General features: G+C 34.0%; 19 protein-coding genes, 3 pseudogenes and 1 riboswitch. Of the genes and pseudogenes, 5 read left to right on the forward strand and 17 right to left on the reverse strand.

Features of this window, described 5'->3' with window-relative positions:
• Window positions 1-27: 27 nt before the first annotated feature.
• The 3 genes from JFU18_RS06260 to deoC all read right to left on the reverse strand — a co-directional run bounded on the left by JFU18_RS06260 (window position 28) and on the right by deoC (window position 3324).
• Window positions 28-1329 carry a pyrimidine-nucleoside phosphorylase gene (locus tag JFU18_RS06260; RefSeq protein ID WP_002165965.1) on the reverse strand — a complete coding sequence of 434 codons (1302 nt, stop codon included), beginning with the start codon at window positions 1327-1329 and terminating at the stop codon, window positions 28-30.
• A 36-nt stretch (window positions 1330-1365) separates the two neighbouring features.
• The gene (locus JFU18_RS06265) at window positions 1366-2547 is read right to left on the reverse strand and encodes a NupC/NupG family nucleoside CNT transporter (RefSeq protein ID WP_002035026.1); all 1182 of its coding nucleotides are present in this window, start codon (window positions 2545-2547) and stop codon (window positions 1366-1368) included.
• A 105-nt stretch (window positions 2548-2652) separates the two neighbouring features.
• The gene (gene deoC / locus JFU18_RS06270; protein ID WP_002012110.1) at window positions 2653-3324 is read right to left on the reverse strand and encodes a deoxyribose-phosphate aldolase; all 672 of its coding nucleotides are present in this window, start codon (window positions 3322-3324) and stop codon (window positions 2653-2655) included.
• 156 nt (window positions 3325-3480) lie between these two features.
• Between deoC and JFU18_RS06275 the strand changes: the two genes are divergently transcribed.
• Window positions 3481-3843: a hypothetical protein gene (locus JFU18_RS06275; protein ID WP_201033631.1), complete on the forward strand. Its 363-nt coding sequence runs from the start codon at window positions 3481-3483 to the stop codon at window positions 3841-3843.
• A 48-nt stretch (window positions 3844-3891) separates the two neighbouring features.
• On the opposite strand, the gene JFU18_RS06280 is transcribed toward JFU18_RS06275, so the two are convergent.
• The 6 genes from JFU18_RS06280 to JFU18_RS06305 form a co-directional block, all read right to left on the reverse strand.
• Window positions 3892-4839 carry a DNA-binding transcriptional repressor DeoR gene (locus tag JFU18_RS06280; RefSeq protein WP_201032978.1) on the reverse strand — a complete coding sequence of 316 codons (948 nt, stop codon included), beginning with the start codon at window positions 4837-4839 and terminating at the stop codon, window positions 3892-3894.
• Window positions 4840-5509: 670 nt separating this feature from the next.
• Window positions 5510-6400: a virginiamycin B lyase family protein gene (locus tag JFU18_RS06285; protein ID WP_201033630.1), complete on the reverse strand. Its 891-nt coding sequence runs from the start codon at window positions 6398-6400 to the stop codon at window positions 5510-5512.
• Window positions 6401-6515: 115 nt separating this feature from the next.
• Window positions 6516-6911, reverse strand: a complete 396-nt coding sequence (locus tag JFU18_RS06290) for a DUF3224 domain-containing protein (RefSeq protein ID WP_201033629.1) — start codon at window positions 6909-6911, stop codon at window positions 6516-6518.
• 552 nt (window positions 6912-7463) lie between these two features.
• Window positions 7464-7994 carry a GNAT family N-acetyltransferase gene (locus JFU18_RS06295; RefSeq protein ID WP_201033628.1) on the reverse strand — a complete coding sequence of 177 codons (531 nt, stop codon included), beginning with the start codon at window positions 7992-7994 and terminating at the stop codon, window positions 7464-7466.
• Between the two features lie 241 nt (window positions 7995-8235).
• Complete coding sequence (locus JFU18_RS06300) at window positions 8236-8679, reverse strand: carboxymuconolactone decarboxylase family protein (protein ID WP_000083030.1); 444 nt, start codon at window positions 8677-8679, stop codon at window positions 8236-8238.
• 685 nt (window positions 8680-9364) lie between these two features.
• Window positions 9365-10315, reverse strand: a complete 951-nt coding sequence (locus JFU18_RS06305; protein ID WP_002158329.1) for a nucleoside hydrolase — start codon at window positions 10313-10315, stop codon at window positions 9365-9367.
• 341 nt (window positions 10316-10656) lie between these two features.
• On the opposite strand from JFU18_RS06305, the pseudogene JFU18_RS06310 reads away from it, so the two are divergent.
• Window positions 10657-10925, forward strand: a pseudogene (locus JFU18_RS06310) (hypothetical protein).
• Window positions 10926-11162: 237 nt separating this feature from the next.
• On the opposite strand, the pseudogene JFU18_RS06315 reads toward JFU18_RS06310, so the two are convergent.
• From JFU18_RS06315 to JFU18_RS06335, 5 genes and pseudogenes are all read right to left on the reverse strand, one after another.
• Window positions 11163-11790 (reverse strand): annotated as a pseudogene (locus tag JFU18_RS06315) (LysE family translocator).
• A gap of 232 nt (window positions 11791-12022) precedes the next feature.
• Window positions 12023-13102: a non-hemolytic enterotoxin subunit C gene (gene nheC / locus JFU18_RS06320; protein ID WP_201032974.1), complete on the reverse strand. Its 1080-nt coding sequence runs from the start codon at window positions 13100-13102 to the stop codon at window positions 12023-12025.
• 106 nt (window positions 13103-13208) lie between these two features.
• Complete coding sequence (gene nheB / locus JFU18_RS06325; RefSeq protein WP_201032973.1) at window positions 13209-14417, reverse strand: non-hemolytic enterotoxin NHE subunit B; 1209 nt, start codon at window positions 14415-14417, stop codon at window positions 13209-13211.
• Window positions 14418-14454: 37 nt separating this feature from the next.
• Complete coding sequence (nheA, locus tag JFU18_RS06330) at window positions 14455-15615, reverse strand: non-hemolytic enterotoxin NHE subunit A (protein ID WP_201032972.1); 1161 nt, start codon at window positions 15613-15615, stop codon at window positions 14455-14457.
• Between the two features lie 604 nt (window positions 15616-16219).
• Window positions 16220-18046 (reverse strand): APC family permease, encoded by a 1827-nt coding sequence (locus JFU18_RS06335; RefSeq protein WP_201032971.1) that lies wholly within the window; start codon window positions 18044-18046, stop codon window positions 16220-16222.
• Between the two features lie 142 nt (window positions 18047-18188).
• Window positions 18189-18335, reverse strand: a riboswitch (cyclic di-AMP (ydaO/yuaA leader).
• A 139-nt stretch (window positions 18336-18474) separates the two neighbouring features.
• Here JFU18_RS06335 and JFU18_RS30180 point away from each other — a divergent pair.
• Window positions 18475-18603 (forward strand): hypothetical protein, encoded by a 129-nt coding sequence (locus JFU18_RS30180; RefSeq protein ID WP_002086273.1) that lies wholly within the window; start codon window positions 18475-18477, stop codon window positions 18601-18603.
• Between the two features lie 62 nt (window positions 18604-18665).
• Here the strand turns inward: JFU18_RS30180 and panE are convergent, their stop codons facing one another.
• Window positions 18666-19598: a 2-dehydropantoate 2-reductase gene (gene panE, locus JFU18_RS06340; protein ID WP_061675695.1), complete on the reverse strand. Its 933-nt coding sequence runs from the start codon at window positions 19596-19598 to the stop codon at window positions 18666-18668.
• A 175-nt stretch (window positions 19599-19773) separates the two neighbouring features.
• Here panE and JFU18_RS06345 point away from each other — a divergent pair, with 175 nt between their 5' ends.
• Window positions 19774-21249 (forward strand): hypothetical protein, encoded by a 1476-nt coding sequence (locus JFU18_RS06345; RefSeq protein WP_078185667.1) that lies wholly within the window; start codon window positions 19774-19776, stop codon window positions 21247-21249.
• Window positions 21250-21309: 60 nt separating this feature from the next.
• Here JFU18_RS06345 and JFU18_RS06350 read toward each other — a convergent pair.
• Together JFU18_RS06350 and trhO are read right to left on the reverse strand one after the other, a co-directional pair.
• A pseudogene (locus tag JFU18_RS06350) lies at window positions 21310-22657 on the reverse strand (IS3 family transposase).
• Between the two features lie 135 nt (window positions 22658-22792).
• Window positions 22793-23752: an oxygen-dependent tRNA uridine(34) hydroxylase TrhO gene (gene trhO, locus JFU18_RS06355; RefSeq protein WP_002086277.1), complete on the reverse strand. Its 960-nt coding sequence runs from the start codon at window positions 23750-23752 to the stop codon at window positions 22793-22795.
• Window positions 23753-24245: 493 nt separating this feature from the next.
• Here trhO and JFU18_RS06360 point away from each other — a divergent pair, with 493 nt between their 5' ends.
• A complete protein-coding gene (locus tag JFU18_RS06360) occupies window positions 24246-25541 on the forward strand; it encodes an Nramp family divalent metal transporter (protein ID WP_016103141.1) in 1296 nt (431 codons plus the stop codon).

A 25541-nucleotide genomic window follows, 5' to 3' on the forward strand; every position in this document is an offset into this window, starting at 1 on the left:
TCCTCCTCAAAGTAAATGTAATTATGATTAGTCAGTAATAACTGTATGAACTAATTTAGGAGCCACTGCTGTTTCAGCGATAGAAATGTTCTCATAGATTTTTGCTTTTACATCTTCTACATTTTCGCGATTTGCATAGATCGTTACGAACGGCTCGCCTTCTTTTACTGCATCGCCAACTTTTTTACGTAACATTAATCCTACCGCTAAATCGATTTCATCTTCTTTTGTCGCACGACCTGCACCTAATAACATAGCTGCGATACCGATTTCATCTGCAACAATGTTTGAAATCACACCTGAAGTTTTTGCAGGTACATCAATTACATACTTCGCTTGTGGCATTTTTTCTGGATTGTCTACAATCGAGCTGTCTCCGCCTTGGTTGCTTAAGAACTCTTTAAATTTCTCAGTTGCTTTTCCATTTTTCATCACTTCAATTAGCATTTCACGAGCTTCTTCTAATGTATTTGCTTTTTTCGCAAGTACAACCATTTGGCTACCTAATACAAGTACTAATTCTGTTAAATCTTCTGGACCTTCGCCTTTTAAAGTATCAATTGCTTCCTTCACTTCTAGAGCGTTACCAATCGCAAAACCAAGAGGTTGTGACATATCTGAAATTACTGCCATCGTTTGACGTCCAACATTATTTCCGATACGTACCATTGCATGAGCTAATTCTTTTGCATCTTCTTCTGTTTTCATAAATGCTCCTGCACCTGTTTTTACATCAAGTACGATCGCATCAGCACCAGCTGCTATTTTTTTACTCATAATTGAACTTGCGATTAAAGGAATCGAGTTTACTGTTCCTGTTACATCACGAAGTGCATAGATTTTTTTATCTGCAGGTGTTAAGTTTCCTGTTTGTCCGATAACAGCCACTTTGTCACGGTTTACAATATCAATGAACTGTTCTTTCGTAATTTCAACGTGGAATCCTTCTACCGCTTCTAATTTATCAATTGTCCCGCCCGTATGTCCTAAACCACGACCAGACATTTTTGCTACTGGTACATCTAAAGCAGCGACTAATGGTCCTAATACTAATGTTGTTGTATCACCAACACCGCCAGTTGAATGCTTATCTACTTTAATGCCTTCAATTGCTGATAAGTCAATTGTTTCTCCAGACTCAACCATTGCCATCGTTAAATCTGCACGTTCACGATCCGTCATATCTTTAAAGAAAATTGCCATTGCAAGTGCACTCGCTTGATAGTCAGGAATACTTCCGTCTGTATAACCGTTAATAAAGAAATTAATTTCTTCAGTTGTTAATTCTTTTCCATCACGTTTTTTCGCAATAATATCTACCATTCTCATTACAATCACCATTCCTTTTTATATTATATGAATCTGTTAAAATAATAAGCCAACGATTGTTGCTGATAAGAAACTTACTAACGTTGCACCGAAAAGTAATTTCAAACCAAATCTTGCGACTACATTCCCTTGTTTTTCATTTAAGCTCTTAACTGCCCCAGCAATAATTCCAATTGAGGAGAAGTTTGCAAATGAAACTAAGAATACAGATATAATCGCTGTCGTTCTATCTGAGAAATTAAAGTTTCCTTGTGCTAAATCTGTCATCGCAACAAATTCATTTGATACAAGTTTTGTCGCCATAATATTCCCTGCGTTAACTGCTTCATGCCATGGAACACCCATAATAAATGCAAATGGTGCAAATACATAACCAAGAATTTCTTGGAATGAGATACCGATTACACCTTTAAACACTGCATTAATGAATGCGATAAGGGCAACGAAACCGATTAACATAGCTGCTACTGTAATCGCAACTTTAAATCCATCTATAATGTATTCCCCTAATACTTCAAAGAATGTCTTTTTCTCTTCTTCTTGTACTTCTAACATATCTTCTTCTTCAGTAACTTCATACGGGTTAATGATAGACGCAATAATAAAGCCACCGAATAAGTTAAGCACTAAAGCGGTTACAACATATTGCGGTTTTAATAACACCATATATGATCCAACGATAGACATAGATACCGTAGACATTGCAGATGCACATAATGTATACATTCTTTTCTCTGGCAATAATCCTAGTTGTTTTTTAACTGAAATAAACACTTCAGATTGTCCTAAAATCGCAGAAGCTACCGCGTTATATGATTCGAGTTTCCCCATCCCATTTACTTTACTTAATACTAGACCGATAGATTTCACAATAATAGGTAATACTTTAATGTGTTGCAAAATACCTATTAAAGCTGATATAAATACGATTGGCATTAATACACTTAAAAAGAATGAAAACTCTTTTTGATTTACTAATCCACCAAATACGAAATTCACACCATCAGCGGCATATTTTAATAATTCTCCAAAACCATCTGCTATTCCGCTAATTAATATATTCCCTACACTTGTATTTAATAATAAAAACCCCAAAATGAATTGTAATATAACCATCGTTATGATTGGGCGATATTTGACTTTCTTTCTATCATTACTAGCAAGCCAAGCGATACCTAAAATCAATACGAGGCCTAAAACACCGATTAAGTATTTCATAAGCCTTCTCCTCCCATTCGTATCCGCTTACATTCTTTTCAATTGTTAAAGCAATAGATACACTTTACTTTAAACGTGTATCTATTGCTTTTCACACTTTATTGATTAGTAGTTATCTGTAGCACCTTTTGCATCATTTAATACGATTGCAACACTAGCACTTGCTCCAACGCGAGAAGCTCCAGCCTCTACCATTTTGTCTGCATCTTCACGTGTACGAACGCCGCCAGATGCTTTCACGCCAACGTTTGGTCCAACTGTTTTACGCATTAACGCGATATCTTCAGCAGTTGCTCCGCCAGTTGAGAATCCAGTTGAAGTTTTTACGAAATCAGCGCCAGCTTTTACTGATAATTCACAAGCACGAACTTTTTCTTCATCTGTTAGAAGGCAAGTTTCAATGATTACTTTTACAAGAGCTTTTCCTTTTGCTGCTTGTACTACTTCATAAATGTCTTTTTCAACGAATTCGTTGTCGCCATCTTTTAGAGCACCTACGTTGATTACCATATCAACTTCAGTTGCACCTTTTGCGATAGCATCTTTTGTTTCGAATGCTTTTGTTTCAGTAGTGCTTGCTCCTAATGGGAAACCGATTACAGTACAAACGTCTACATCATGTCCAGCTAATTCTTCAGCAGCTAGCTTTACCCATGTAGGATTAATACAAACTGAAGCAAATTTGTATTGCTTTGCCTCTTCGATTACTTTCATAACATCTTCTTTTGTAGAATTTGGTTTTAAAATTGTATGATCAATTAACTTTGCAATGTTCATTATCTTCACTCCTCATATCTTTTAACAACTTCATTCTAACCCTTAGTTGAACAAATGTAAATACACTTTTGAACTTTTGTTCATTCTTTTTCAGAAGGGAATTTCTTGTAATACATTGAAAGTAGTATAAGCTTGTAAATAAAGGATGTGAACCACTTGTTTAAGTCAAAATTCTTTATATTCACATTGCTAGTATGCACCTCACTATCCATATTTATTTTTTATAAAAGGGATGTTATTTTCCAAGAAGGAAACCCAGTTCCATTTGCTTTAGCTATGTCTAAGATGGTTATTCAAGATAAAGAAATGGTGGAAGTAGAACCGATAAATAATCAATACCCCTACTTAGTAAAGCGCGGAAAAATGGAACCTTTTATCGATATGATGGAGCAAGATGGATGGAGTTTTGTAGATAGAGATATTATGGCTAACTCACTAATTTTTGAAAAAGGAGATCAATCAAAGAGCGTTCCTTACAAATACTTTACAAGGTACTACACATTGATTTATTCATACTAAAAATAAAAGGCTTTCTCAAAATTAATATTTTGAGAAAGCCTTTTATTTCTAACCTTTTTGATAATGTAACAATTCTTTCGCTGTATGCTGATCTATAATTAGTACATTTGCATACCCGCCACGTAACGCACCATCAATTGCTTTTATTTTTCTATTACCACCTGCAACTAAAATAGAACGTTTCTTTAATTTAAGTTCCTCTAACTCAATTCCAATTGTACGCTTATTAATTTCTTCACTACTAATATTTCCATCTCCGTCAAAGAAACGTGAACAAATGTCACCGACAGCTTGTTTTTTCAAAATGTTCGTTTCATCCATATCTAAATATCCTAATCGGAATAATAACGCTTCATCACGCACTGTTCCGACAGTAAAAATTGCAATATTCGCTTGTTTTCCCATTTCAATAATGTGATGAATATGTCGATCCTGCTCCACTAATTCTTTTGTCACCGCATTATCAAATATAACTGGAAGAGGTAGATTTCTTGGCGTCGTTTGAAAAGCATCTGCAAATAACGCGATCGTTTCATTCGCATATGTATTTACACTTGAGTGACTAATGCCACCTTTTAACTGGACAACCTCTACACCTTTTACATGTTGCGGTACGATTTTCCTAGCGATTTCATACATCGTCATTCCCCAGCTTACACCAACGATATCACCAGTTTTCACTGTCTTTTCCATATACTCAGCTGCATATTTACTAATATACTCAGTAATCGTTGCATATTCTGGCACTGGAGAAAATACAACATGCGCCTCTAACAAGTTGTACTTTTCTTTAAGTAAGTTCCCGACGTTATCTAAATCAGCAAACGGATCAGCTATACTAATTTGAACAAATCCTTTTTCTTTCGCGTACTTTAATAATCTTGAGATTGTCGGTCTTGAGATATTTAATTTGTTAGCAATTTCTTGCTGACTATAATCTGATTGATAATATAATCTTGCAACTTCAACGCTTAATTGTTGTTTATCTTTTTCCATAGTACCTCATTACAAATCCTTTCCTGTATTTCCCTTTCGTTACAAGCATTATACAGCTTTATGCAAGAAATTTCGACTCCCTTATTTATCAACCTAAACTTCTACTCCACTTAGGATTTACAATGAAACTTTTATTTTTCAGCTTCATACACTCGATACAAATGATCTTGAATCAGATAAAGTGAAACTTTAATCAGTGGGGGTTTTGTCCATCCCCCACTGATTATTTTCCCTCACCAATCGGGCTTTAACGGGCAGTCCAACTCCCACCTAACTTCCTCGCATTCACCGAATTTTGAGGTGGGAGTCTTACTGCCCGCAAATAGCGGGATAAATCGATTCATATTTAATTCATTCTTTTTGTTCTTTCTGTAGTAACAATAACAAAACCCTCCAATAACAAACATTAAATATTGTTTATTGAACTTCCTTAACGTACGGTAAAACCAAGTTTTTTAACATAGAAATTCCTTAGCGTGCGAAATTCACGTTTTGATGGCGAGACCCCATAGCCATCAAGCTAAAATTTTATAGTACCCCCAGAACGAAATTTTGTGCTACTTGTAACAAAAAAGCACATTTTTTCGTTTTGGGGAGCAACCAAATTCTTAACTTGATGGTGATGGGATATTTACTTTTCTGAGCTTGATAGCGATGGACGATATCCCTATTACGCAATGATTGTTAGACGTCCAATTTGATTACACTCTTCAGCGAACCAAAGATCGCCATCCGGACAAAACGTGATACCATGTGGCTCTGCATTATTTGTAGGTATCGTATATTCCGTAATAACTCCTTCAACTGTAATACGGCTGATTTGGTTACCTCCCCATTCTGTGAACCAAAGATCTCTGTTCTTCCCAGGTATTATGGCATGAGGACGAGCGTTCGGCGTCGGTATAACAAATTCTTTGATCTCACCTTCGAACGTAATTCTACCAATTTTATTGCCTATGATTTGCACAAACCATATTGCTCCATCTGGTCCGCTCGCAATTCCAACTGGCCCGGAGTTGGGTGTTGGGATTGGATATTCTTTGACCTCACCTTTAGTGGTTATTCTCCCAATCCTATTGTTCTGATTCTGTGTAAACCATAATGCACCGTCTGATCCCAGAGTAATAAAAGAGGGAAATGATTTGGAGTTAGGCAATTCAAACTCGGTGATTTCCCCTGACTTTGTTATTCTTCCGATCCTACCATTATTCATTTCTGTAAACCATATTGCTCCATCTGGGCCTTCCGTTATGCCAAAAGGTGCAGCGTTCGTTGTAGGGAGTACATATTCTTCAAAAAGACCGTTCATCGACATTTTACCGATCTTGCTTGAGTTATATTCCGTAAACCATAAGTCACCGGTCTGGTCCGAGATAATTGACATAGCTCCTGCATTTGCTGTCGGAATGGGAAAAGAATTTATTTCACCAGTAGCATTTATTCTACCAATTTGATTCCCTTTCTGTTCCGTAAACCACAATGCTCCGTCTTTTCCTACGGTTATTCCATATGGTCCTGAATCTATTTCATTGACCACATATTCTTGTATCGTGATCCTCATATCATTTCCTCCCATTGAAAATTTCGAGTCTTGTTTTTCGGTATAATTTAGTTTAAAAAAGGACATTCCTGGTATTACAGTGGATGCCCTTTTTGCTAAATTATAAGATATTTTGTTAGAATTCAAAGTCTAGAATCATTTTACTGGTTTGACCTGTAAACTTATAATTATAGGACCCTTTCAGGCTTTCTAATTCACCAGTAGCTTTGATGATTGTTGCAGGGGAATCTAGATTTCCTTTATCAAATATCCCTTGCTCTATAGCTGTAAATGTCCCTCGTTTTCCCTTATAAATTCCTTCGAAATGTAAAAATCCGGAAATTTTAGCAGTAGCCAAGTGACCATCATCTATAGTTGATTCTAAATAATATAATAAATATTCAACAAAAGCTTTTTCTTTTAATTCACCGTCAATATCATATTCGACATGGGCAATATTAATAGGGAAATCTTTTCTAGTGTCATTGACTGGCTTTTCATCCCATTTACTTACTGTAAATGTTACTTCCATACGCGTAAACCTCCCTTCATCATTAGATGAGTAATCTACCTCCAGTATATCACCTAAAAAGTACCATCAATAATTATATCTCATAGGAGTGTTTCTAAAGTAACGGATGCCGTCTGGTAAGACCCTGTTAAGAGCAAAAGACGACTTATTTTTTGTTCTTCTTATATGACATTGAAAGTAAATTTTTATTTAACAGTTTACTTTCATTTTTATTAAAAAAGAACACGTAGAAATTACTACATGTTCTTTATGAGACGGTTCATTTTTAAATATTACGTATCTTCTAGACTTTTCTTATTATATAGTTGTGTCCTTCTATTTCTTTTCCCTCATTTCAACAGCAAAGTTCATGATCTCTTCCTCTGTTAATTTTTCTTCAGTGGTTAAGATCGGACGGATTACTCTATACGTTTCTTAATTATTTCAATTGTACTAGAAATTGTGAATTAAAAAAGAGAGCCGTAGCCCTCACTTTCAATTAATAGCAATTAAAGATGCTTCGAGGGTATTTAATAGCCTACATTTTAAGGAATGTAGGCTAAGTAATATAAGTTAATCTGTTATTAATTTTGAATAAATACTTAGATCAATAAACTTTTCATTAGATTTTTCACACTTTCTCATTGTCCCTTCGAATGTAAAGTTTAACTTTTGTAAGACTTTTATTGAATTGATGTTTTCAGATTCAACTTTTGCTTCTATTCTATTGAATTCTAAAGTACTAAACGCATAATCCATTAAAGAGAGAATGGCTTCTGGCGCATACCCCTTACCCCAAAAAGCTTTACTAATATCGTAACCAATTTCTGCTTTGGCGTTTTTGAAATCAAATGAATTATAACCACAAGAACCGATAATTTCATTTGATTCTAATTCAATTATTGAATAACGAATAGCTCTGTTTTCCCGAGATAACTTATCAAGCATTTTAATCATATCTACCGCTTGGCTTTCATCAGTAAAACTATTGATATTCATAAATTTTGTAACTTCTGGATCCGCCCAAATTGTAAACATGCTAGCTGAGTCTGATACTTTCATTTTTCTTAAAACTAATCTTTCGGTTTGTAGTTCTGTAATCAATATTTTTACCTCCATTATGTTTTTATTTTGGGGTCAAGATATTGATATCTGCGCATAGTTCAGTCCCTTCGTGTTTCAAGATAATATTATTATAAAAGCTATAAAGGATGAACCAATAAATTTCAAAAATTTGGTTATGTCACAGTTTATGCTAACTGCGTAATAAAGAAAAATGAAACAATTGTATTGTGATTTTTTAACATCTTTAATTTTATTCTTATTTACCGTTCGTTGAGAGCAATTATTTTTTAGTTGCTGTATTTCCCATTGCAATAGAAATTCTATTCCAACTGTTGATTTGATTAATTACCAGAACAAGGTCAACATATTGTTTCTCGTCATAGTGTTCACGTACTCGCTTATATAGGTCTTCAGGAACTCTTTTAGTGGGAATTAGAGTAATATGCTCAGATAGTTCAAGAGCAACTTTCTCTTCAGGTGTATAAAAATCACATTCATTCCAAGCATTCAAGCAATAAATTCGTTGTTCGGTTTCACCTATCTTACGGGCATCTGATGTATGCATATCCATGCAGAAAGCACAACCGTTAATTTGAGAGACTCTAATCTTTATAAGTTCTCTAGTAATTCGATTAATTGTAGATTTCTTAGTGTACTTCTCCATATCCATCATAATTTTCATGCCATCAGGTGCAACATCATAGTAGGAAATTCTTTGACTCATAAGGCAAGACCTCCTTTGATTTTAAGATACTTATAATTATACCTTCATACGAACATTAGTGCTATTTTTTTGTTTGTAAGGCATTCGAAATCAAAGAGAATTTCAGTTATAGACAGTGTAATTAGTTGTTTCATGGTACGTAAATATCGCAAATGAGTAAACGTATTTTCCAAACAAATGTTTTCACTTTTTAATTACTTTATTATTACCGTCAGAATAAATTGAATAACTTTATTAATTTTTAAATGATTTTATTATAAATGAAACAATTTTATTATCACCAAACAACTACATAATTTTGATCAAACTTTATTCGAAAGCTACAGTGTTTTTATCTTCCTATAGTTATTTATGGGGATTTAGTTAATTTTTTCGTTTTGGAGAACAACTAATTTCTTAGCTTGATAGGCATGTGACGAGACCCCCTGCCCGTCAAGCTAAAGTTTTAATGTACCCCCAAAATAAAAATTTTCTTTCACTACAGTTAATTACTTTGAGAAGTCAGCGGATTTTTTCATTTTAGGTGGATTTTGTTTTGTTAGCTTGATAGTGATGGGATACAGCCAACATTTTGGAAGTTTTATATGCTAAGCGAATTTTAACTTAAAAAAGTCGAATTCCTGTACGTTAAGTAAAGTGGCATTTCATTCACATAATCCCTATTATCTGAAGTTAATAAAGTCTGTTACACTCTCTTCTTTAAAAACGTTTCCATAATATCCTTCTTGAATCTTTCATAATCAAGCTGAAAAGCTACATTATGCGCTTTATAGCCTGGATTAGTAGCAAAACGAAAGTCTGCAATACTTTGACCAAATCCTTCTCCTTGATCAGGAATTACTTTAATGGGTACTCTTGAAAGGCCAACAGCCTCTTGATTCAGCAAATACCACACTGTTACAAAATCATGCATAGGGCTTCCACTTATACCAGGATTAGACTTGGAGTAGAATTTATAATAATAGTCTAACATAGGTTTGATGATGAGTCCTGCAAGGTCCTGTGTATTCCGATGAAATGCATCAATTTGCTGGACCATTTCGGGTGTAACAATCGCATGTTGAGTCACATTTAAAGGAATAATTGTCAAGTTCTTTGCATGCTGCAGAATTAAGTTTGCTGCATAAGGGTCTGAGTAAAAGTTAGCTTCAGCCACAGCAGTTACGTTACCTGGATAGAAAAAAGCTCCCCCCATGCAAATGCATTCTCTTACGTTTCGCATTGTTTCTAAATTCAACACAAAAGTCGTAGCTAGCGAAGAAAGTCTTCCTAAATTGATAATTGTAAGATCTTCTAAATTTGATTCTATAATTTGATAAATATCATTTAAAGGATAAACTGGATATGAAATTTCAGGGGGAATGATAGGTCCTAATCCGACTTTTCCATGTACCTCAGGGAAATACTGAATCAATATACCTGTCAACGGTACAGAAGCACCAAGGAATACGGGTATCTCTTCTCTTCCCGCAATGTACTTCAAATAGTTAATATTTCTTATTGCATTTTCTCTGGATACATTTCCATAATCGGCTACAATTCCTACAAGTTGAATGTCTTTACGAAAAAAAGTGTACAGTATAGCAAACGCATCATCAATCCCCAAATCTGTAAACAGGAGAACCTTTTTTTTCATATCTCTTCCTCCAAAATCTATAGAATCCTACTTTCACTAATGATGTAGTGATCAGACTAAGCTTGTATGTATATATTTTATGTATTCTTAAAGAGTGGATTCTATTCACTTGAAATAGCTTTGCTCATCTAAATTTGATATTATGTTCAAGCGTAAGTTTCTGTTCTTAAGTTCATAGGCATGGTGTGCTATCCCATGCCCATCAACTTAAGAATTTTTTAACACCCCAAAACGAAAAAACAAGTTAAATTCTCATAGATAACTATCTTATAATCAATTATATAATTTATTTTTTAGATATAATGATATGAAGATATTACTCTTAAAAGGGGGGATTCAAATTGGTTAAAAACTTACCTTTATACTAATAGTTATTTTAATACTAGATGTAAGTTCTTCTACATTAAGTACGAACGGATACTTTTCTCCAGTTATAGAATGGTCTTTAATGATTATAAGTATTATTTTAAACATTACTGCAGTTATAGGCTTATCACTACACGTCTTTGTATATCAACCTATGAAAAGATTTGAAAAAATTAAAATGAAATCTTCAAATAAAATAATTATATTTGAGGTAACACCACCTCGCCATCGAGTGTTGATTTAGAAAAAAGTTTAATTATAAATATTTTATGATATTCAATAAATTTAACTTATAAAAATATTTTTATTCAACTATCCTGCCCCGTTAGTTTAAGTACATTTCTTCACAATTTTTACAGTGATAGTAACATAAATACCCAACAAAAAATCATCTCACCTCTAGAAATCTATAATGGTAGTTTTAGAATAAGTGAATAAGAGAAATAACCACCATTGATTATTTCTCTTTTCATATACATATTTATTTTTGGAAAAACAATCTAACTCCAAATACTAATAATACTGTGCCAGTAATACCTTCTATTGTACGGTTCACTTTTTCTTTTCTTAAAAAAGTTCTTAATTGACGTATGAGTGAGATATAAAGTAAATACCATATTGCTGTCAAAGTCGTAAATGTGAGTCCTAACAAAAGAAATTGGAAGAGATGACTTTGATTGCTCACAATAAATTGGGGTAGAAAACTAAGGAAAAATACAGCAGTTTTTGGATTTAAGATTGCCGTGGTAAATCCTTGTCTAAAACTTTTAATCGTTCCAATATCCTTAGAGTTCATTCCCACTGAACCTGACATATCTTCTTTTTTATGTAAGGCACTTTTAATTGACTTTACAGCTAAGTAAATTAAATAAAAAGCTCCAAAGATATTTTATAAATGTAAATAACATAGAGAATTTCATTAGGATGGCAGAGAGTCCTAGCGTAGCCATTATTGTATGAATCATCATTCCAGATACCGTTCCTAAGACGGTCTTTATCCCACCATTTTTACCATGCGAGATAGTGTTTTTTGTAACTAAAGCAAAACCGGGACCAGGCATTATTATGATTAGGATTGCTGTAAGGATAAATAACAAATAATTTTCCATGTTCTAGTATTTCCTTTCCAATTTTTAGTTTTGCCTATAGTATAGCTTTTTTACTTAAAATATTAAATATAAAAAGCGTGATCAAGAGTTTATCAAGGTTATTAGTATCAATTTGACCAAACATTATCCTAAAGTTACATTGATAAAATGCACGGCAAACTTATGGGTAAAATTACAAGCTCTCTCTCACAAAAAACGGGATAAAAAATAAACAGCGGAACTAGTCCACTGTTTATTTCGTCACACCCTCATGTAATTTTTCTGTATAATCTTTTACATCCTTCCAGCTATCTTTCGCTGTATTTAAATCTTCTTTTATAAACGTAAATTCTTCTGGACTCATTCCTTTTACGTTTTGTAGTAAATTATTATATTTCGCACCTACCGTATACCACTGATTTGATATGTTTTGCAGTGCTGTAATTGCTGCATCAATTGTTTCTGTCATATTAGTCGTTTTATTTTTCACATCTGTCAAAATTGCCACTTCTGCTTGTGCTCCTGAAATTCTATTCTTTAAACTGGCTATTTCTCGTTCTGCATTTGCAATATCTTTTTTCGCAATCGCAATCATCGGTCCGCCAGCAAGACATGTTATTAGCGCTACGCAAAGTACACCACCAGCGATAACCATATCATTACTCTTTTTAATCGAATCATTATATGTATTTATTTGTTGCTCTAATGCTGGAATACCAGCATTCGTACTTGCCAAAATCGCTGTTAATTGATTTGTATCCTCTTTAAAACTATTTGTGTCTTTCGCCATTCTATCGCGAAAAGCTTTCAAATTCCCTAATAATACATCTACCTCATTTTGATTCTTTAAAATGTCCGCATACAACTTTTCTAAATCCGCTTTTAACTTTACGCTATCTTTTTGATCAATCGCTAATAGCATGTCACTATAGTACGCTTGAAAAGTATTGTTGTAATCAATAATATTTTGATCCGTTTTCATAATTTGAGGCTTCATATTATTTAACCAATATGCCGCATTAATTTTTGCATCTTTTTGATGCTGAATCATATTCCCTCTTAAATTACCATTAATTGAACTTATTTTACTCAAATCAGTCTCTTGTTGATTTTGAATTAATTTTGCATATGAATCCATTGCGAATATGCTCGATGTCGTTTGCCCCATTACATCTTGGAACCCTGCTGGTCCGAGAGAATAATTTTTCGCATTTTCTTGCAATGTTTTTACGTTTTGTTCCGCTGCAAAAGGATGTAAAGGAAGCACATTACTCGTTGCCACTCCAGCAATCATTATTGCTAAAAGACATTTCTTATAAAATCTTTTCTCCATACTTTTCACCTATTCTCTTTAAAGGATATCAAAAGCTCCTGCTCACAACTGAACAGGAGCTTCAACTCATTCATTAATACTTAACGCTCTTACGATTCTTATTCAATTATGCTTTTTTCGTATCTACTACTTTAATATCTTCAGCATAAATCTTTTCTGCATAGTCTTTAATGTTTTTCCAGCTATCTTTAGCTATATTCAAGTCTTCCTTAATGAAAACAAGGTCGTTTGGACTAATAGAGTCTACATTTTGAAGTAATGAATTATATTTCGATCCCATTGTATACCATTGGTTTGAAATATTTTGCAACGCTGTAATTGCTGTATCAATTGTGTTTGTTAAATACTCAGTTTGTGTTTTAATGTTCGTTAGTCCTGCCACTTCTAATTGGGCAGTTGTAACTTGTCCTGTTATCTTTTGAATTTCTGCCTGTGCATTATCAAGCTCTTTCTTCGCTAATACGATTCCAGCTGTTCCACCACCTACAGCTGCTGCACCACCTGCAATTAACGCGACTCCTAGCGGCGTTCCTGCACCTGTAGCAATAACTACTGCACCACCGATAATTGCAATTGGCCCTAGAGCTGTCGCAACTGATGAACCGATAATAATTGCATTATATTTACTAATCGCTTCATTGTACGTTGTAATTTGATTTTGCAGAAGCGGAATTCCAGCATCTTGACTAGCTAATATAGATGTAATTTGATTTGCATCTCCCTTGAAATTTTGAGTATCCGACGTCATTTTATTTCGGAATTTCTTTAAGTCTTCTACTAACTGATCTACTTGCGCTTTATTTTCAGTAATACTACTTGATAATCTAGTTAGACCTTTCGTAAGAGTTGCTTTATCCTTTGCATCAACCGCAGCAACTAAAGTATCATAATAGTTTTGGAATTTCGTATTGTAATTAATAATATTTTGATTCGTTGAAATAAGCTGTGGTTTTAATACATCTAACCATTGCTTCGCATTTCCTCTAGCTGTATCCTGGTGCTGAATCACTTTCCCTTTTAAAGCCGCATCAACAGACGATACATTACCAAAGTTAACATTACCTTGTTTAATAATTGTTAAAGCGTACAGATCCATTACTAAAGCGTTTGAACCTGTTCTTTCCATTGCATCTTTCAGGCCTTCTGGTCCTAATGAATATTCTTCGTAGTCATTATAAGCTTTTGCTACAGCATGAACTGGAGCTTGTTTCACTGTACTTTCAGCTGCATACGTATGGGCCGGCATAATATTCCCTGCTGCAAATACTGCCATAAGTGCTGATAGAGCCATTACTTTATATGGTTTTTTTGTCATTTTTCTTCTCTCCCTATATCGCTAATTATTTTTCTGTTTAATGTACTTCAACGTTTGTAACGTAATCTTCAAATTGATTTGTTTGCTTATTCATTTCATCACTTACTTTTTTAAGTTGATTGAAATGTTTTTGAAGTAAACTACTGTCTGTATACGTGCCTTCTTCAATATTTGTTTGAATTTGGATCATATTATTATTTAAAACTTTCCAATCCGTTAATAACGTTTCTAAAGTTGTAATTTGGCGATCAATTAGTTCTGTAAAGCTGCTTACTTGATCTTCAACAAATGTAATTTGAGTCGCCTCTAATTCAGTTTGTGATAACTTCTGAATTAGCGGTAATAACTCTTTTTGCTTTTGTTGAATACGAAGAGCTGCTTCCCTCGTTTGACTATCTGCAGCATTTACAATTTCATTACTTAAAGTACCGATAGAAACAAAGTCGATTGTTTTCGTTTGTGCAGTTTGATTTGTAATTGTAAATACTTGTTTACCGATATTAATAGAACCTTTAATAATTTCTTGTGGTCTATTCAAAATAGTAGTTAGTTCAGCTTGAATTTCCCCTTGAATTCTTTTTATGTCTTCTCTTAATTTCACAATATCTCCACTTGATCCTTGCAGTGTTTTTATTGCTTCATCAGCTTTAGTTGATAAGTTATTACTATCTTTGTCTAATACCGTTTTAAATCGATTTAACTCTAATAAATCTTGCTCCATACTCTCTTGAATGCTTTGGACTTGCAATTGTAATTTTCCATATGCGTTTGTAAAATCTGCTTTTGCCTGTTCATCTTCATTTACTTTTCCTGCTAGTTCATAGAGCTTACTATAATAGCTATTAAATCTAGTGCTGTATCTCATCATCTCTTGATTTAAGTCGATTAGCTTCGGATTATATTCATCAATCCACTCTCGTACATTCGTTTTTGCAAATTTTTGATGATTCGTTAAACTACTCATAGCGTTTACCTTAATGTCTGGCTGTTGCAAAATAACTAATCCGTATGCTTGTATAAGCGGTGACTGTGATCCTAACATTCTAATTGAATTGGATAATGTATTTGGAGCAATTACATTTTGCGCATATACTGTTTTCACTTCTGTTTGCCCCTCCTTAGCGTAAGCGCTTACAGGAACGAAGCAACTCGTAGATACTGCTGTAACCAATAACCCTGTAATTAAAGTCTTTTTCACTTTAACTCCTCCTATGTATTAGCAACTATTACTATCGCATTTTAGTATTCTATTTTCTTGCAAATGATTTGAGATGGTTAAAAATAGAGAACGTTCTCACCGTGAGTTATGTACGAACCACCTCTCTCAAACTTTATTTCTACAGTACTTACTTATTGTTATAAAACACTTCATAACTTTTCATATGTGCTTAGTATGAATAGAACTGTATAAATTTTCTATTTTATTGCGATTTCCACATTCACACAGTGAATATATTACATGAAAATATTATTCATTTTAAACTAATTAACGTGTGAAAGTATGAAATTTCGTTTTGTTTTCATGTAAGTTTTGTACTGTAAGGTCATTTAAACACAGCTATTTATATAACGTAAAGAAGTATTTTAATTCCCTTTATTTTCAAGCTCTCATGTCCTTATCCCAAAATAAAATTCAATTCACTTTCTCGATTAAACTATCTATATACCACAACAGGAAACACTACATATTCATAGCTATTAAAATTATACTAATATATTTTTTAAATCCATATGCAATTATGCATAGCATATACACAAAAAGGATAACTTCACTTTCGTGAAGTTATCCTTAAAAAATTCCCTTACTTTTTCAAATGATACGGTACTGTCGTAATAACAACATTTCTTTTATAGAGTAAATACGCACGAATGAGTAAACTAGACTGATTATGAAGAATGTTATGCCAACCTTTTTTCGGAATAAACTGTGGTATAACGACCGTAACTCGGTAATTTGATTCACTCGCTTTATATTGCACTGTGTCAATAAATTTTGTAAGCGGCTGAATAATGCTTCTATAATGAGAATGTAATGTAACAAGCCTTACTTCAGGTTGCCACTTCTCCCATTTCTCTTCAAATTTCTTTTCCTCTTCTCTGTCAAAAGCAACATATACAGCGATAACTTGATCTGCAGAAAGAGCCTTAGCATAGTTCAATGAATTTTCTACTACATGAGTCATACCAGCTACTGGAACGACAATTACATTCCCTTTAATCGGAACAAGTGGTTCACAAGTTTTTAAACTTAATTGATCGCCCACTGCATCATAATGCTTCTTAATTCGATGGAACAAGAAGATAATGAAAGGTAAGAAAATAAGGATTGACCAAACTTGTGCGAACTTAGTTAAAAAGAACATGCTCATAACGATAAAACTAATGACTGCACCAATTAAATTAACCGTTAATCTTAAAGCCCATCCTTCAGGCTTTTCACGAAGCCATTTTAGTACCATTCCAGTTTGAGAAAGTGTAAACGGAATAAATACCCCTACTGCATATAGCGGAATCAAGTGTTCTGTTTTCCCCTGAAAAGCTACAATTAAAATAATCGAAGAAATCCCAAGTATAATAATACCGTTTGAATAACCTAGGCGGTCTCCTCTAATCGTAAACATTCTCGGTATGAACTTATCTTTTGCAAGATTAACCGCTAATAGTGGAAATGCAGAATAACCTGTGTTAGCCGCAAGAATTAATATTAAAGCTGTTGTACCTTGTATGAAATAGTACATGAAATTACGTCCAAAAGTTTGTTCAGCAATTTGTGAAACGACTGTTACTTCCTTACTTGGATTAATTCCGTAATAATAAGCTAAAAAGACAATTCCAGAAAATAAAACTGCAAGTAATGCACCCATTGCAAGCAATGTTTTCGCTGCATTGTTAGGTGCAGGATCTTTAAAGTTTGGAATTGCGTTAGATATCGCCTCAACACCCGTTAAAGCAGAGCTTCCTGAAGCAAATGCTCGTAACAGTAAGAACAAACTAATTCCCGCAACTGGTGTTCCAATTGGCGAATGCAGCGTGGGTGAAACGTGACCAGTCAAAATATTATATATTCCTACACCAATTAATATAAATAATGCTACAACGAATAAATAAACCGGATATGCTAAAACGGAAGCTGATTCCGTTACGCCTCTTAAATTTAAGATGGTAATCAATATGACAAATATAATCGCAATGATTACATTATGTGCATGTAAACTAGGAAAAGCTGATGTGAGCGCATCTGTACCTGCGGACACACTTACTGCAACAGTTAAAATGTAATCGACTAATAAAGATCCTCCAGCTATTAATCCCGGATTCATCCCTAAATTTTCTTTTGATACAACATATGCTCCGCCGCCATGAGGGTAAGCAAAAATAATTTGTCGATAAGATAAAATAAGAGCTGTCAATAATACTAATACCCCAACAGCTATCGGAATGGAATACCAATAAGCTATTGCTCCAAGACCTGCTAGTGCAATTAATATTTGCTCTGGTCCGTATGCAACCGATGACAATGCGTCAGAAGATAAAATGGCTAGCGCCTTCGTTTTATTAAGCTTTTGCTCTCCTAACTCAGTTGATTTTAACGGTCTTCCAATTAAAAATCTTTTAATAGATGAAACCAATGCTGTCCACTCTCCAATAATTTTGTACGAACGATTCTGCTAGTTACAGCGATAAACTATTTCTTCAGAAAACAAAAATGTCTACAAGCCATAACGAAATAGACTTGTAGACATTATTTTTTTTGTCGCACAAGCTCCACCTTCCTTCTCAATATAACGCTTACGAGGTTAGCTGTCGGATTCGGGCCTATGAGTAGCCCTACCTTTTTCAAGGATTCACCCCATTGGATTATGTACTAATCCATAAGAACGGGTCCCCCGCACCATGCGGCTTCAGCGATTTAGAAAATTGAAACTGTGGATTATAATACTCCTTTATTTTCAAAAAGTAAACAAAAATTTTAAAAAAGAAAAAAATTAAAACGATTGCGCATAATCCACCGAAAAATATACATAATGAATACTAAAAATCCACAAAGGAGTCCCGTATGTCTAAAGAAAAGAAGCCACTTTTTTCCGATTCCTATTTAGATGCAGTAGCAAATGAAATTAATCAGCTATATGGTAAACGTGAAAGAGAACGAAATACGACAGATAAACCGAAAAGAAACGAATAAATTGTCAAAAAGAAACAAAAAAAGGATAGCAACATTTATATTTTGCTATCCTTTACTCTTTTTCATACCATTTCTTTAGTAAAAATCATTTTTTCATATACCTTTAAATTCTGATACACAACACTTAATAAAGGCACATCTATAGACATTTCCTCTGCTAATTTCAATAAGTATCCTTGTAAATGCTTCCCTTCAATGAGCGAACCTTTTTCCATATCCCGTTGCATCGATGACTTCATGTCATACGAAATTTTATCAATCGTTTTCATATGTTCCTGGGCGATATTGTCCTTAACTGGAGCCCCCATAGATTTCATGATTTGCACTGATTCTTCAAATAAGTTCCTAATAAATTCTCGGCCTCCATCACTCTCACGAATCGGTCCTATCGGCGCACGCATTAATGTTGTCACACCTGACATTACGGTGATAAATAAATATTTATGCCACATATCTTGCACAATATTTTCACTTAAAACAAAACTAGCTTTTGTATCTGCAAATGTTTTAGAAATAAGCTTTATTCTCTCTGAATCTTGAGGCTTAATTTCCCCAAATACAAGTCTGTTGGCAGCACTCGTTTGTACAATTTCTCCCTGATCGTTTAATGTCGTCTCGATAAAGCATAGACCGCCAATTACTTTCTCTTCACCGAATTCCTTTTGTAATAGTGATAAATGAGCGATACCATTTAACAATGGGATTATTACAGTATTTTTACCTACAAACGGCTTTAAATCTATGGTCGCCTCGTGTAAATGATACGCTTTTGTTGAAAATAAAATCACATCAAATGGAGTCGTTCTATCTTCTTTCGTTACCAATTTCGGTTGAAATGAAAAATCTCCATTAACACTACGAATAACAAGGCCTTTTTCTTCTAATTGCTGTTTTCTTTTGCTGCGAACGAGAAATGTAACATCTTCTCCCTTTTCTACTAATCGGCCACCGAAAAATCCGCCAACGCCCCCAGCTCCTAATACTAAAATACGCATACAACATCCCCCTTTTTCTAACACAATTATACTAATTTTAGTATACATAACATTATACATGTCCCTTGTTAAATAAGCTGAATTTTCATTCTTAATCTAATGAACAAGAGAGGTTATTTTCAAGAAAAATTGGGCATGTTGTTTCTATAGCTTATACGGAAAGGAAACAATGTAAATGGAGGCAATACAAACAATCGAGGAAAAAGATGTAACAACAGCTATATTTCAATTTATATTCCCGTTTTCGTTTAAAACTGGATATGAACAAAATATGTTCCCTTTCTTACAAAAAAATGATTTTCGACCTTTTCGACTCGATCATCTTGAAGATGAAAATACATATTACGGGAAATTTCAAGTTTCACATCAAAATATGGAAGCATACTATCTTTCCTTTACAAATAAAATTCTCTTTCCTCATTCAGAACATCAAAAAGGATTACAGCGCTATTCTAAAGACCTTAATTTAAATGGACATTTAACAACTAACCTTATTTCCGTTCCATTCAAGATACATTCTATTGATGTAACACTTTGTCCTTATGAGCTTGGGTTCTTAACAATTCGGACAGAAATAAAAACCGCTCCTAACATGACATTATCAGAAGCAATTGAATTCGCGGCTCGCTTCCGTGTACTTGAAACTAAAAGTGATACGACTGAGACTATTTGTATTGAATGTGATGGAAAAAAATATTCACAAGTAGAAAAACTTATATTCGGTGATTTATTTCATGGTTTAACAGACTTCTTTGAGAACAAGAGATTGCGGAGTTCTTACTTTCAAACATTCCCTTTCTTTGAAGACCAGCGAATGTATGTACAAACTCTATTATCCATAAACAAAGAGTCAGACCTTCATATAATCGATGTATATCGAGCTTCCAGTCTTTCTGGATTATCAGATGATGGTAAGCCATATATTAGTGCAAATAATGTTCCTTATATTCACAATTATTTAACAAAACATTCTTATCAAAGATGGGCTCCTAACCGTTACTTTATTATGGAAGAACATATTTTCACATGTATTACAAATGAAGGTGAACAAGCAGTCACTAAACTTGCTAGCCAAATGTACGGGGAGTTTTATTACGCTTTATTATTAAATTTATTTCATAAAGTTGTTTTATTAAAGATGGCAAACGCCTATGCTGAATTAAATATTGAACAAGATACAAATGAGATAGAGAAATTAATTTATTCAATAAATTCGTTTACAGCTAATTATTTTTCTTTAGAATTAGTATCCCAATCACAAAGTGAAGATATTTTCTTTCGTCTAAGAAAACTTTTTAACATTGAAGTACTGTACACGAACGCGAAACAAAATCTCGATAGTTTATTTAAATATCAAGAAAATGTTGCTTCAAAAAAAGATAGCCTCTTATTATTAATTTTAACGCTCTATTCTGTTGTAGGCCAAATGTTAGGGTTTACTATGATTGACCTTTTAAGAAACACCGATTCAAACAAAATATCATCGCCTTTTGAATTTTTCGCTCTATTAATAGCGATTAGCGGTATAGTCATTTCACTTATTTTAGGTATACAAAGTTTATACCAATGGAGTGTACAACATAAAAGAAGAAAAGCATGGGTAAAACAAACTGTACTTTCTGCTGTGAAAGAGAAGGATAGTACAAAGTAACTAAAAAACAGATGGCAGCACGATAATCTGTACCCTTTGTAAAGGACATTTTTAAAAAAGTTAGGCAACATCAAGAAGATGATTTCTGTATCCAACAGGAGTCATCTTTTTTAAATTCCATTGATATCTATAGTGATTATAGTACGTCATATATTTCTTAATCTCTTGTTTCAACTCAGTAAAAGACTCGCAAGGTTTTATATGTGCTTCATCTTTCAGATGACCAAAAAATGATTCTTGTGGAGCGTTATCCCAACAGTTCCCTCTTCTTGACATAGATTGTCCGAGCTTTAGCTTTTTGACTAATTTTTGGTAGGTAGGGCTTGTGTAGTGGGCTCCTTGATCTGAATGAATATATGCACCTTCAGTCAATCGAATCCTCTTATTCCGTTTTAGTTTATGAAGAGTTGTTGTTACGAGGTCTAATGTCATCTGTTCTGAAACATGGTAAGCTAAAATTTCATTGGTTGAGCCATCTAAAATTGTAGATAAATAAGCTCTTTTATTCTTACCGTAAACTAAATAAGTGATATCTGTAAGAAGCGTTTTTCCTGGGGTGTTTTGTTTAAATTCTCGATTTAATTGATTCGGCACTACTCGATGTTCTTTTGAAGCTTTCAGCATTCTTTTATAAGGATTTGCTTTCCGAATCGGACAGACAATCTCATATTTTTTCATGATTCTACGGATACGCTTTAAATTGTAGACAACTTGAAAATGACCCACCAATGTCATTTTTATTTGACGAGCCCCTTTCTTTCGATTTCTAAATCGAAGTGCTTTTAATATGATTTCTTTCACGATTTCATCTTGATTGTTCTTTTGTTTCCGTTGTTCTTGAGATGAAATGGAAAAATAATTATAGTATCCCGAACGGGATACACCGACTACTTTACACAAATAACTCACCATATTTCTTAAGTTATATTTTATGATGACAGAACGAATCAGGATATATTTCTGACTAGGTGATAACGTTATTTCCTTCTCATCCTCCCTTCCATAAGTTTGATCTTTTTTAACAATTCATTTTCTGCCTTTAGTAAGTTCCGTTCGGCTTCTAAACGAGCATACTTCTCTTCTAACGTAAGCTCTCTCTCAAGAGTTCTTCCCGCGCCCGCGTTTTGGGTGCGTGTATCTCGCAAACCAAATACACCATTTTTTCTGTAAGCAGCACGCCACCTACTTCCTGATGACATAATTCGTTTCATTCCAATCATATCTATATCAAAACCACATTCTTCAAAAATATTTCGAGGTAGTTTTCCTTTCTCATTTTCCTCAATAAAAATACGCTTAAATTCATCTGTATAAGTGTATAAGTGATACCTTTCTGACTTACAGATTTTATGTAGGGGTTATTTGATAGAATTTGAATGTCTCTTTCTGTAAATAGCTTTTTTGTCATTTTGAACTTTCTCCGATCCCAATTTTCTCTCATTATACAAGAAATACCCTATAGAATAGACTTTTTTTTCAGTGTCTATTCTGTAGGGTACATTTTACGATGCTACCATCTGTTTTTTTATTAAGCTAATTTTGCTTACTTACCTGCTTCGATTTTTTCTAATGTAGCAGCTACTTGCTCTTCTGTTAATTCGTGTTGCACGATGTAACGGTTACGTGGGTGTACACGACATTCATGAGAACATGCACGTAAATGTTTTGCTTCACTTTCTTCAGAACATAAAATTTTCTTGTTACATTCAGGGTTTGCACAGTTTACATAGCGCTCGCAAGGTTCACCTGTAAAATGATCTTTACCAACGATAACGTGCTCTTTTTGGTTTACTGGTACAGCGATACGCTCATCAAATACGTAACATTGACCATCCCAAAGTTCACCTTGTACTTCTGGATCTTTTCCGTACGTTACAATTCCGCCATGAAGCTGGCTTACATCTTCATAACCTTCACGAACTAACCAACCTGAGAATTTCTCACAACGAATTCCCCCTGTACAGTACGTTAAAATCTTTTTACCTTCAAGTGTTTCTTTATTTTCTCTAATCCAATCTGGTAATTCACGGAATGATTCAATATCTGGTTTAATCGCACCTTTGAAGTGTCCTAAATCAAATTCATAATCATTTCGTGCATCAATGATAACTGTATCTTCTTGTTTCATTGCCTCATAAAAATCTTTTGGTTCTAAATACTTCCCAGTAATTTCTTTCGGGTTAATGTCGTCTTCTAGACGAAGTGTAACTAACTCTGAACGAGGACGTACGTGCATTTTCTTGAATGCATGTTCATCCGCCTCATCAATTTTAAACACGATTCCAGCAAAACGTGGGTCATTGTTCATCGCTTCCACGTATTTTTCTGTTTGCTCAACAGTACCAGAACAAGTTCCGTTAATTCCTTCTGTCGCTACAAGAATTCTTCCTTTTAACTCAAGTGATTTACAAAATTCTAAATGCTGTTCAGCAAATTCTTCTGGGTTTTCAATTGTTGTGTACATGTAATATAGTAATACTCTATATGGTTTTGTAGTTGCCAATGTATTTCTACCACCTATCTAAATTTTAAAATCATGTATAAGTTAACGTTCATATCAAAACATATATAATAAGAAAATATATACAAAATTATACGTAGCCTATTTTCTTCTATTTACAATTTTTTCTATAAGTTAACAGAAATAAAAACAAGATTACAGAACAAAACACTACGGTTAGGTTGTAATCCCAATATATTATATATCATACAATTTCATTTCCATCAATTAATATGCTGTAATATAGGCTGTATGTTCACATAAATTTCAAAAACAACCCTATAATTTATTATCTTCTCCCTTATTCAGCAACCATAAACTCCCAAAATATTTTTGCATCGTCACACCATTCATTGCACACAGTCATATAATTTGCATTAAGGAAACTTTTATGTTCAAATGAAATTGCCACATCATATATCTAAACGTATTGAAATAACGAGTAAGAATAAAGTGAAACTTTAATCAAGTTAAGATTTCAAAGGGGAATACTAATATGAATAAAGATATAACAAAAAATGAACAAGTCCCTTCTCAAAGTACAACAGTTCAATCAGCCCATTTAGCGTTAAGTGGACAAACAAAAGGCTTTAAAAGACTGTTACCATTCTTAGGACCTGCTTTCATCGCATCAGTTGCTTATATTGATCCTGGGAACTTCGCTACAAATATCGCAGCTGGATCACAATATGGGTATTTATTGCTTTGGGTAATACTCGCTTCTAATTTAATGGCTGTATTAATTCAAACTTTATCAGCTAAATTAGGAATCGCTACTGGGAGAAATCTTCCTGAAGTAGCTCGCGAAAACTTCCCCAAACCAGTTTCCATCGGTTTATGGATACAAGGGGAACTCGTTATTATGGCTACAGATTTAGCTGAATTTATCGGGGCAGCACTTGGCTTATACTTACTATTTGGAATTCCGATGTTACCAGCTGCTTTAATTACAGCAGTTGGATCATTTATTATTCTTGAATTTCAACGCAGAGGCTTTCGTCCATTAGAAGCTATCATAACAGGTATGATTTTTATCGTTGTTATCGCTTTTGGTATCCAAGTCTTTTACGCAAAACCGGAATTAAGCCCTCTACTCTCCGGACTTTTCACTCCAAAATTCCAAGGTGTAGATAGCATCCTTTTAGCAGCTGGAATTTTAGGTGCGACAGTGATGCCGCACGCGATATATTTACATTCGGCCTTAACGCAGCGCCGTGTAGTCGGAACAAATGATGAACAAAAGAAAAAGATTTTCCGCTTCGAATTCATCGATATTATTATTGCAATGGTTATCGCTGGAGCAATTAATGCAAGTATGTTAATTGTAGCAGCTGCACTATTCTTTAAAAACGGCTTGCACGTTGAAGACCTTGATGTTGCTTTTAACCAGTTCAGTAATTTAGTCGGTCCTGTATCGGCTGCATTATTTGGGATTGGACTTTTATCAGCAGGTTTATCTAGTTCTTCTGTTGGTACGATGTCTGGTGATATTATTATGCAAGGATTCATTCGAATGCATATTCCGTTATACTTACGCCGATTTATAACAATGATTCCGCCTCTCGTTATTATCGCTTTAGGTGTAAATCCAACTTACGCTCTCGTTATGAGTCAAGTTGTCTTATCTTTCGGTATTGCCTTTGCATTAGTACCACTTATTATGTTTACAAGTAATAAGAAGATTATGGGTGCACTCGTCAACCATCGCATTACAACATTTATCGCGTGGTTAATCGCTGCACTTATTATCGTTTTAAATATTTTCTTACTGTATCAAACATTTGTAGGTTAA

Source organism: Bacillus sp. TH22 (genome assembly GCF_016651015.1).
Lineage (GTDB): Bacteria > Bacillota > Bacilli > Bacillales > Bacillaceae_G > Bacillus_A > Bacillus_A mycoides.

Bases quoted from the DNA above. Each gene is read 5' to 3' on its own strand.
- JFU18_RS06260 (WP_002165965.1), bottom strand. From the start codon at position 1,329: ATGAGAATGGTAGATATTATTGCGAAAAAACGTGATGGAAAAGAATTA.
- JFU18_RS06265 (WP_002035026.1), bottom strand. From the start codon at position 2,547: ATGAAATACTTAATCGGTGTTTTAGGCCTCGTATTGATTTTAGGTATC.
- deoC (WP_002012110.1), bottom strand. From the start codon at position 3,324: ATGAACATTGCAAAGTTAATTGATCATACAATTTTAAAACCAAATTCT.
- JFU18_RS06280 (WP_201032978.1), bottom strand. From the start codon at position 4,839: ATGGAAAAAGATAAACAACAATTAAGCGTTGAAGTTGCAAGATTATAT.
- JFU18_RS06285 (WP_201033630.1), bottom strand. From the start codon at position 6,400: ATGAGGATCACGATACAAGAATATGTGGTCAATGAAATAGATTCAGGA.
- JFU18_RS06290 (WP_201033629.1), bottom strand. From the start codon at position 6,911: ATGGAAGTAACATTTACAGTAAGTAAATGGGATGAAAAGCCAGTCAAT.
- JFU18_RS06300 (WP_000083030.1), bottom strand. From the start codon at position 8,679: ATGAGTCAAAGAATTTCCTACTATGATGTTGCACCTGATGGCATGAAA.
- JFU18_RS06305 (WP_002158329.1), bottom strand. From the start codon at position 10,315: ATGAAAAAAAAGGTTCTCCTGTTTACAGATTTGGGGATTGATGATGCG.
- nheC (WP_201032974.1), bottom strand. From the start codon at position 13,102: ATGGAGAAAAGATTTTATAAGAAATGTCTTTTAGCAATAATGATTGCT.
- nheB (WP_201032973.1), bottom strand. From the start codon at position 14,417: ATGACAAAAAAACCATATAAAGTAATGGCTCTATCAGCACTTATGGCA.
- JFU18_RS30180 (WP_002086273.1), top strand. From the start codon at position 18,475: ATGTCTAAAGAAAAGAAGCCACTTTTTTCCGATTCCTATTTAGATGCA.
- panE (WP_061675695.1), bottom strand. From the start codon at position 19,598: ATGCGTATTTTAGTATTAGGAGCTGGGGGCGTTGGCGGATTTTTCGGT.
- JFU18_RS06345 (WP_078185667.1), top strand. From the start codon at position 19,774: ATGGAGGCAATACAAACAATCGAGGAAAAAGATGTAACAACAGCTATA.
- JFU18_RS06360 (WP_016103141.1), top strand. From the start codon at position 24,246: ATGAATAAAGATATAACAAAAAATGAACAAGTCCCTTCTCAAAGTACA.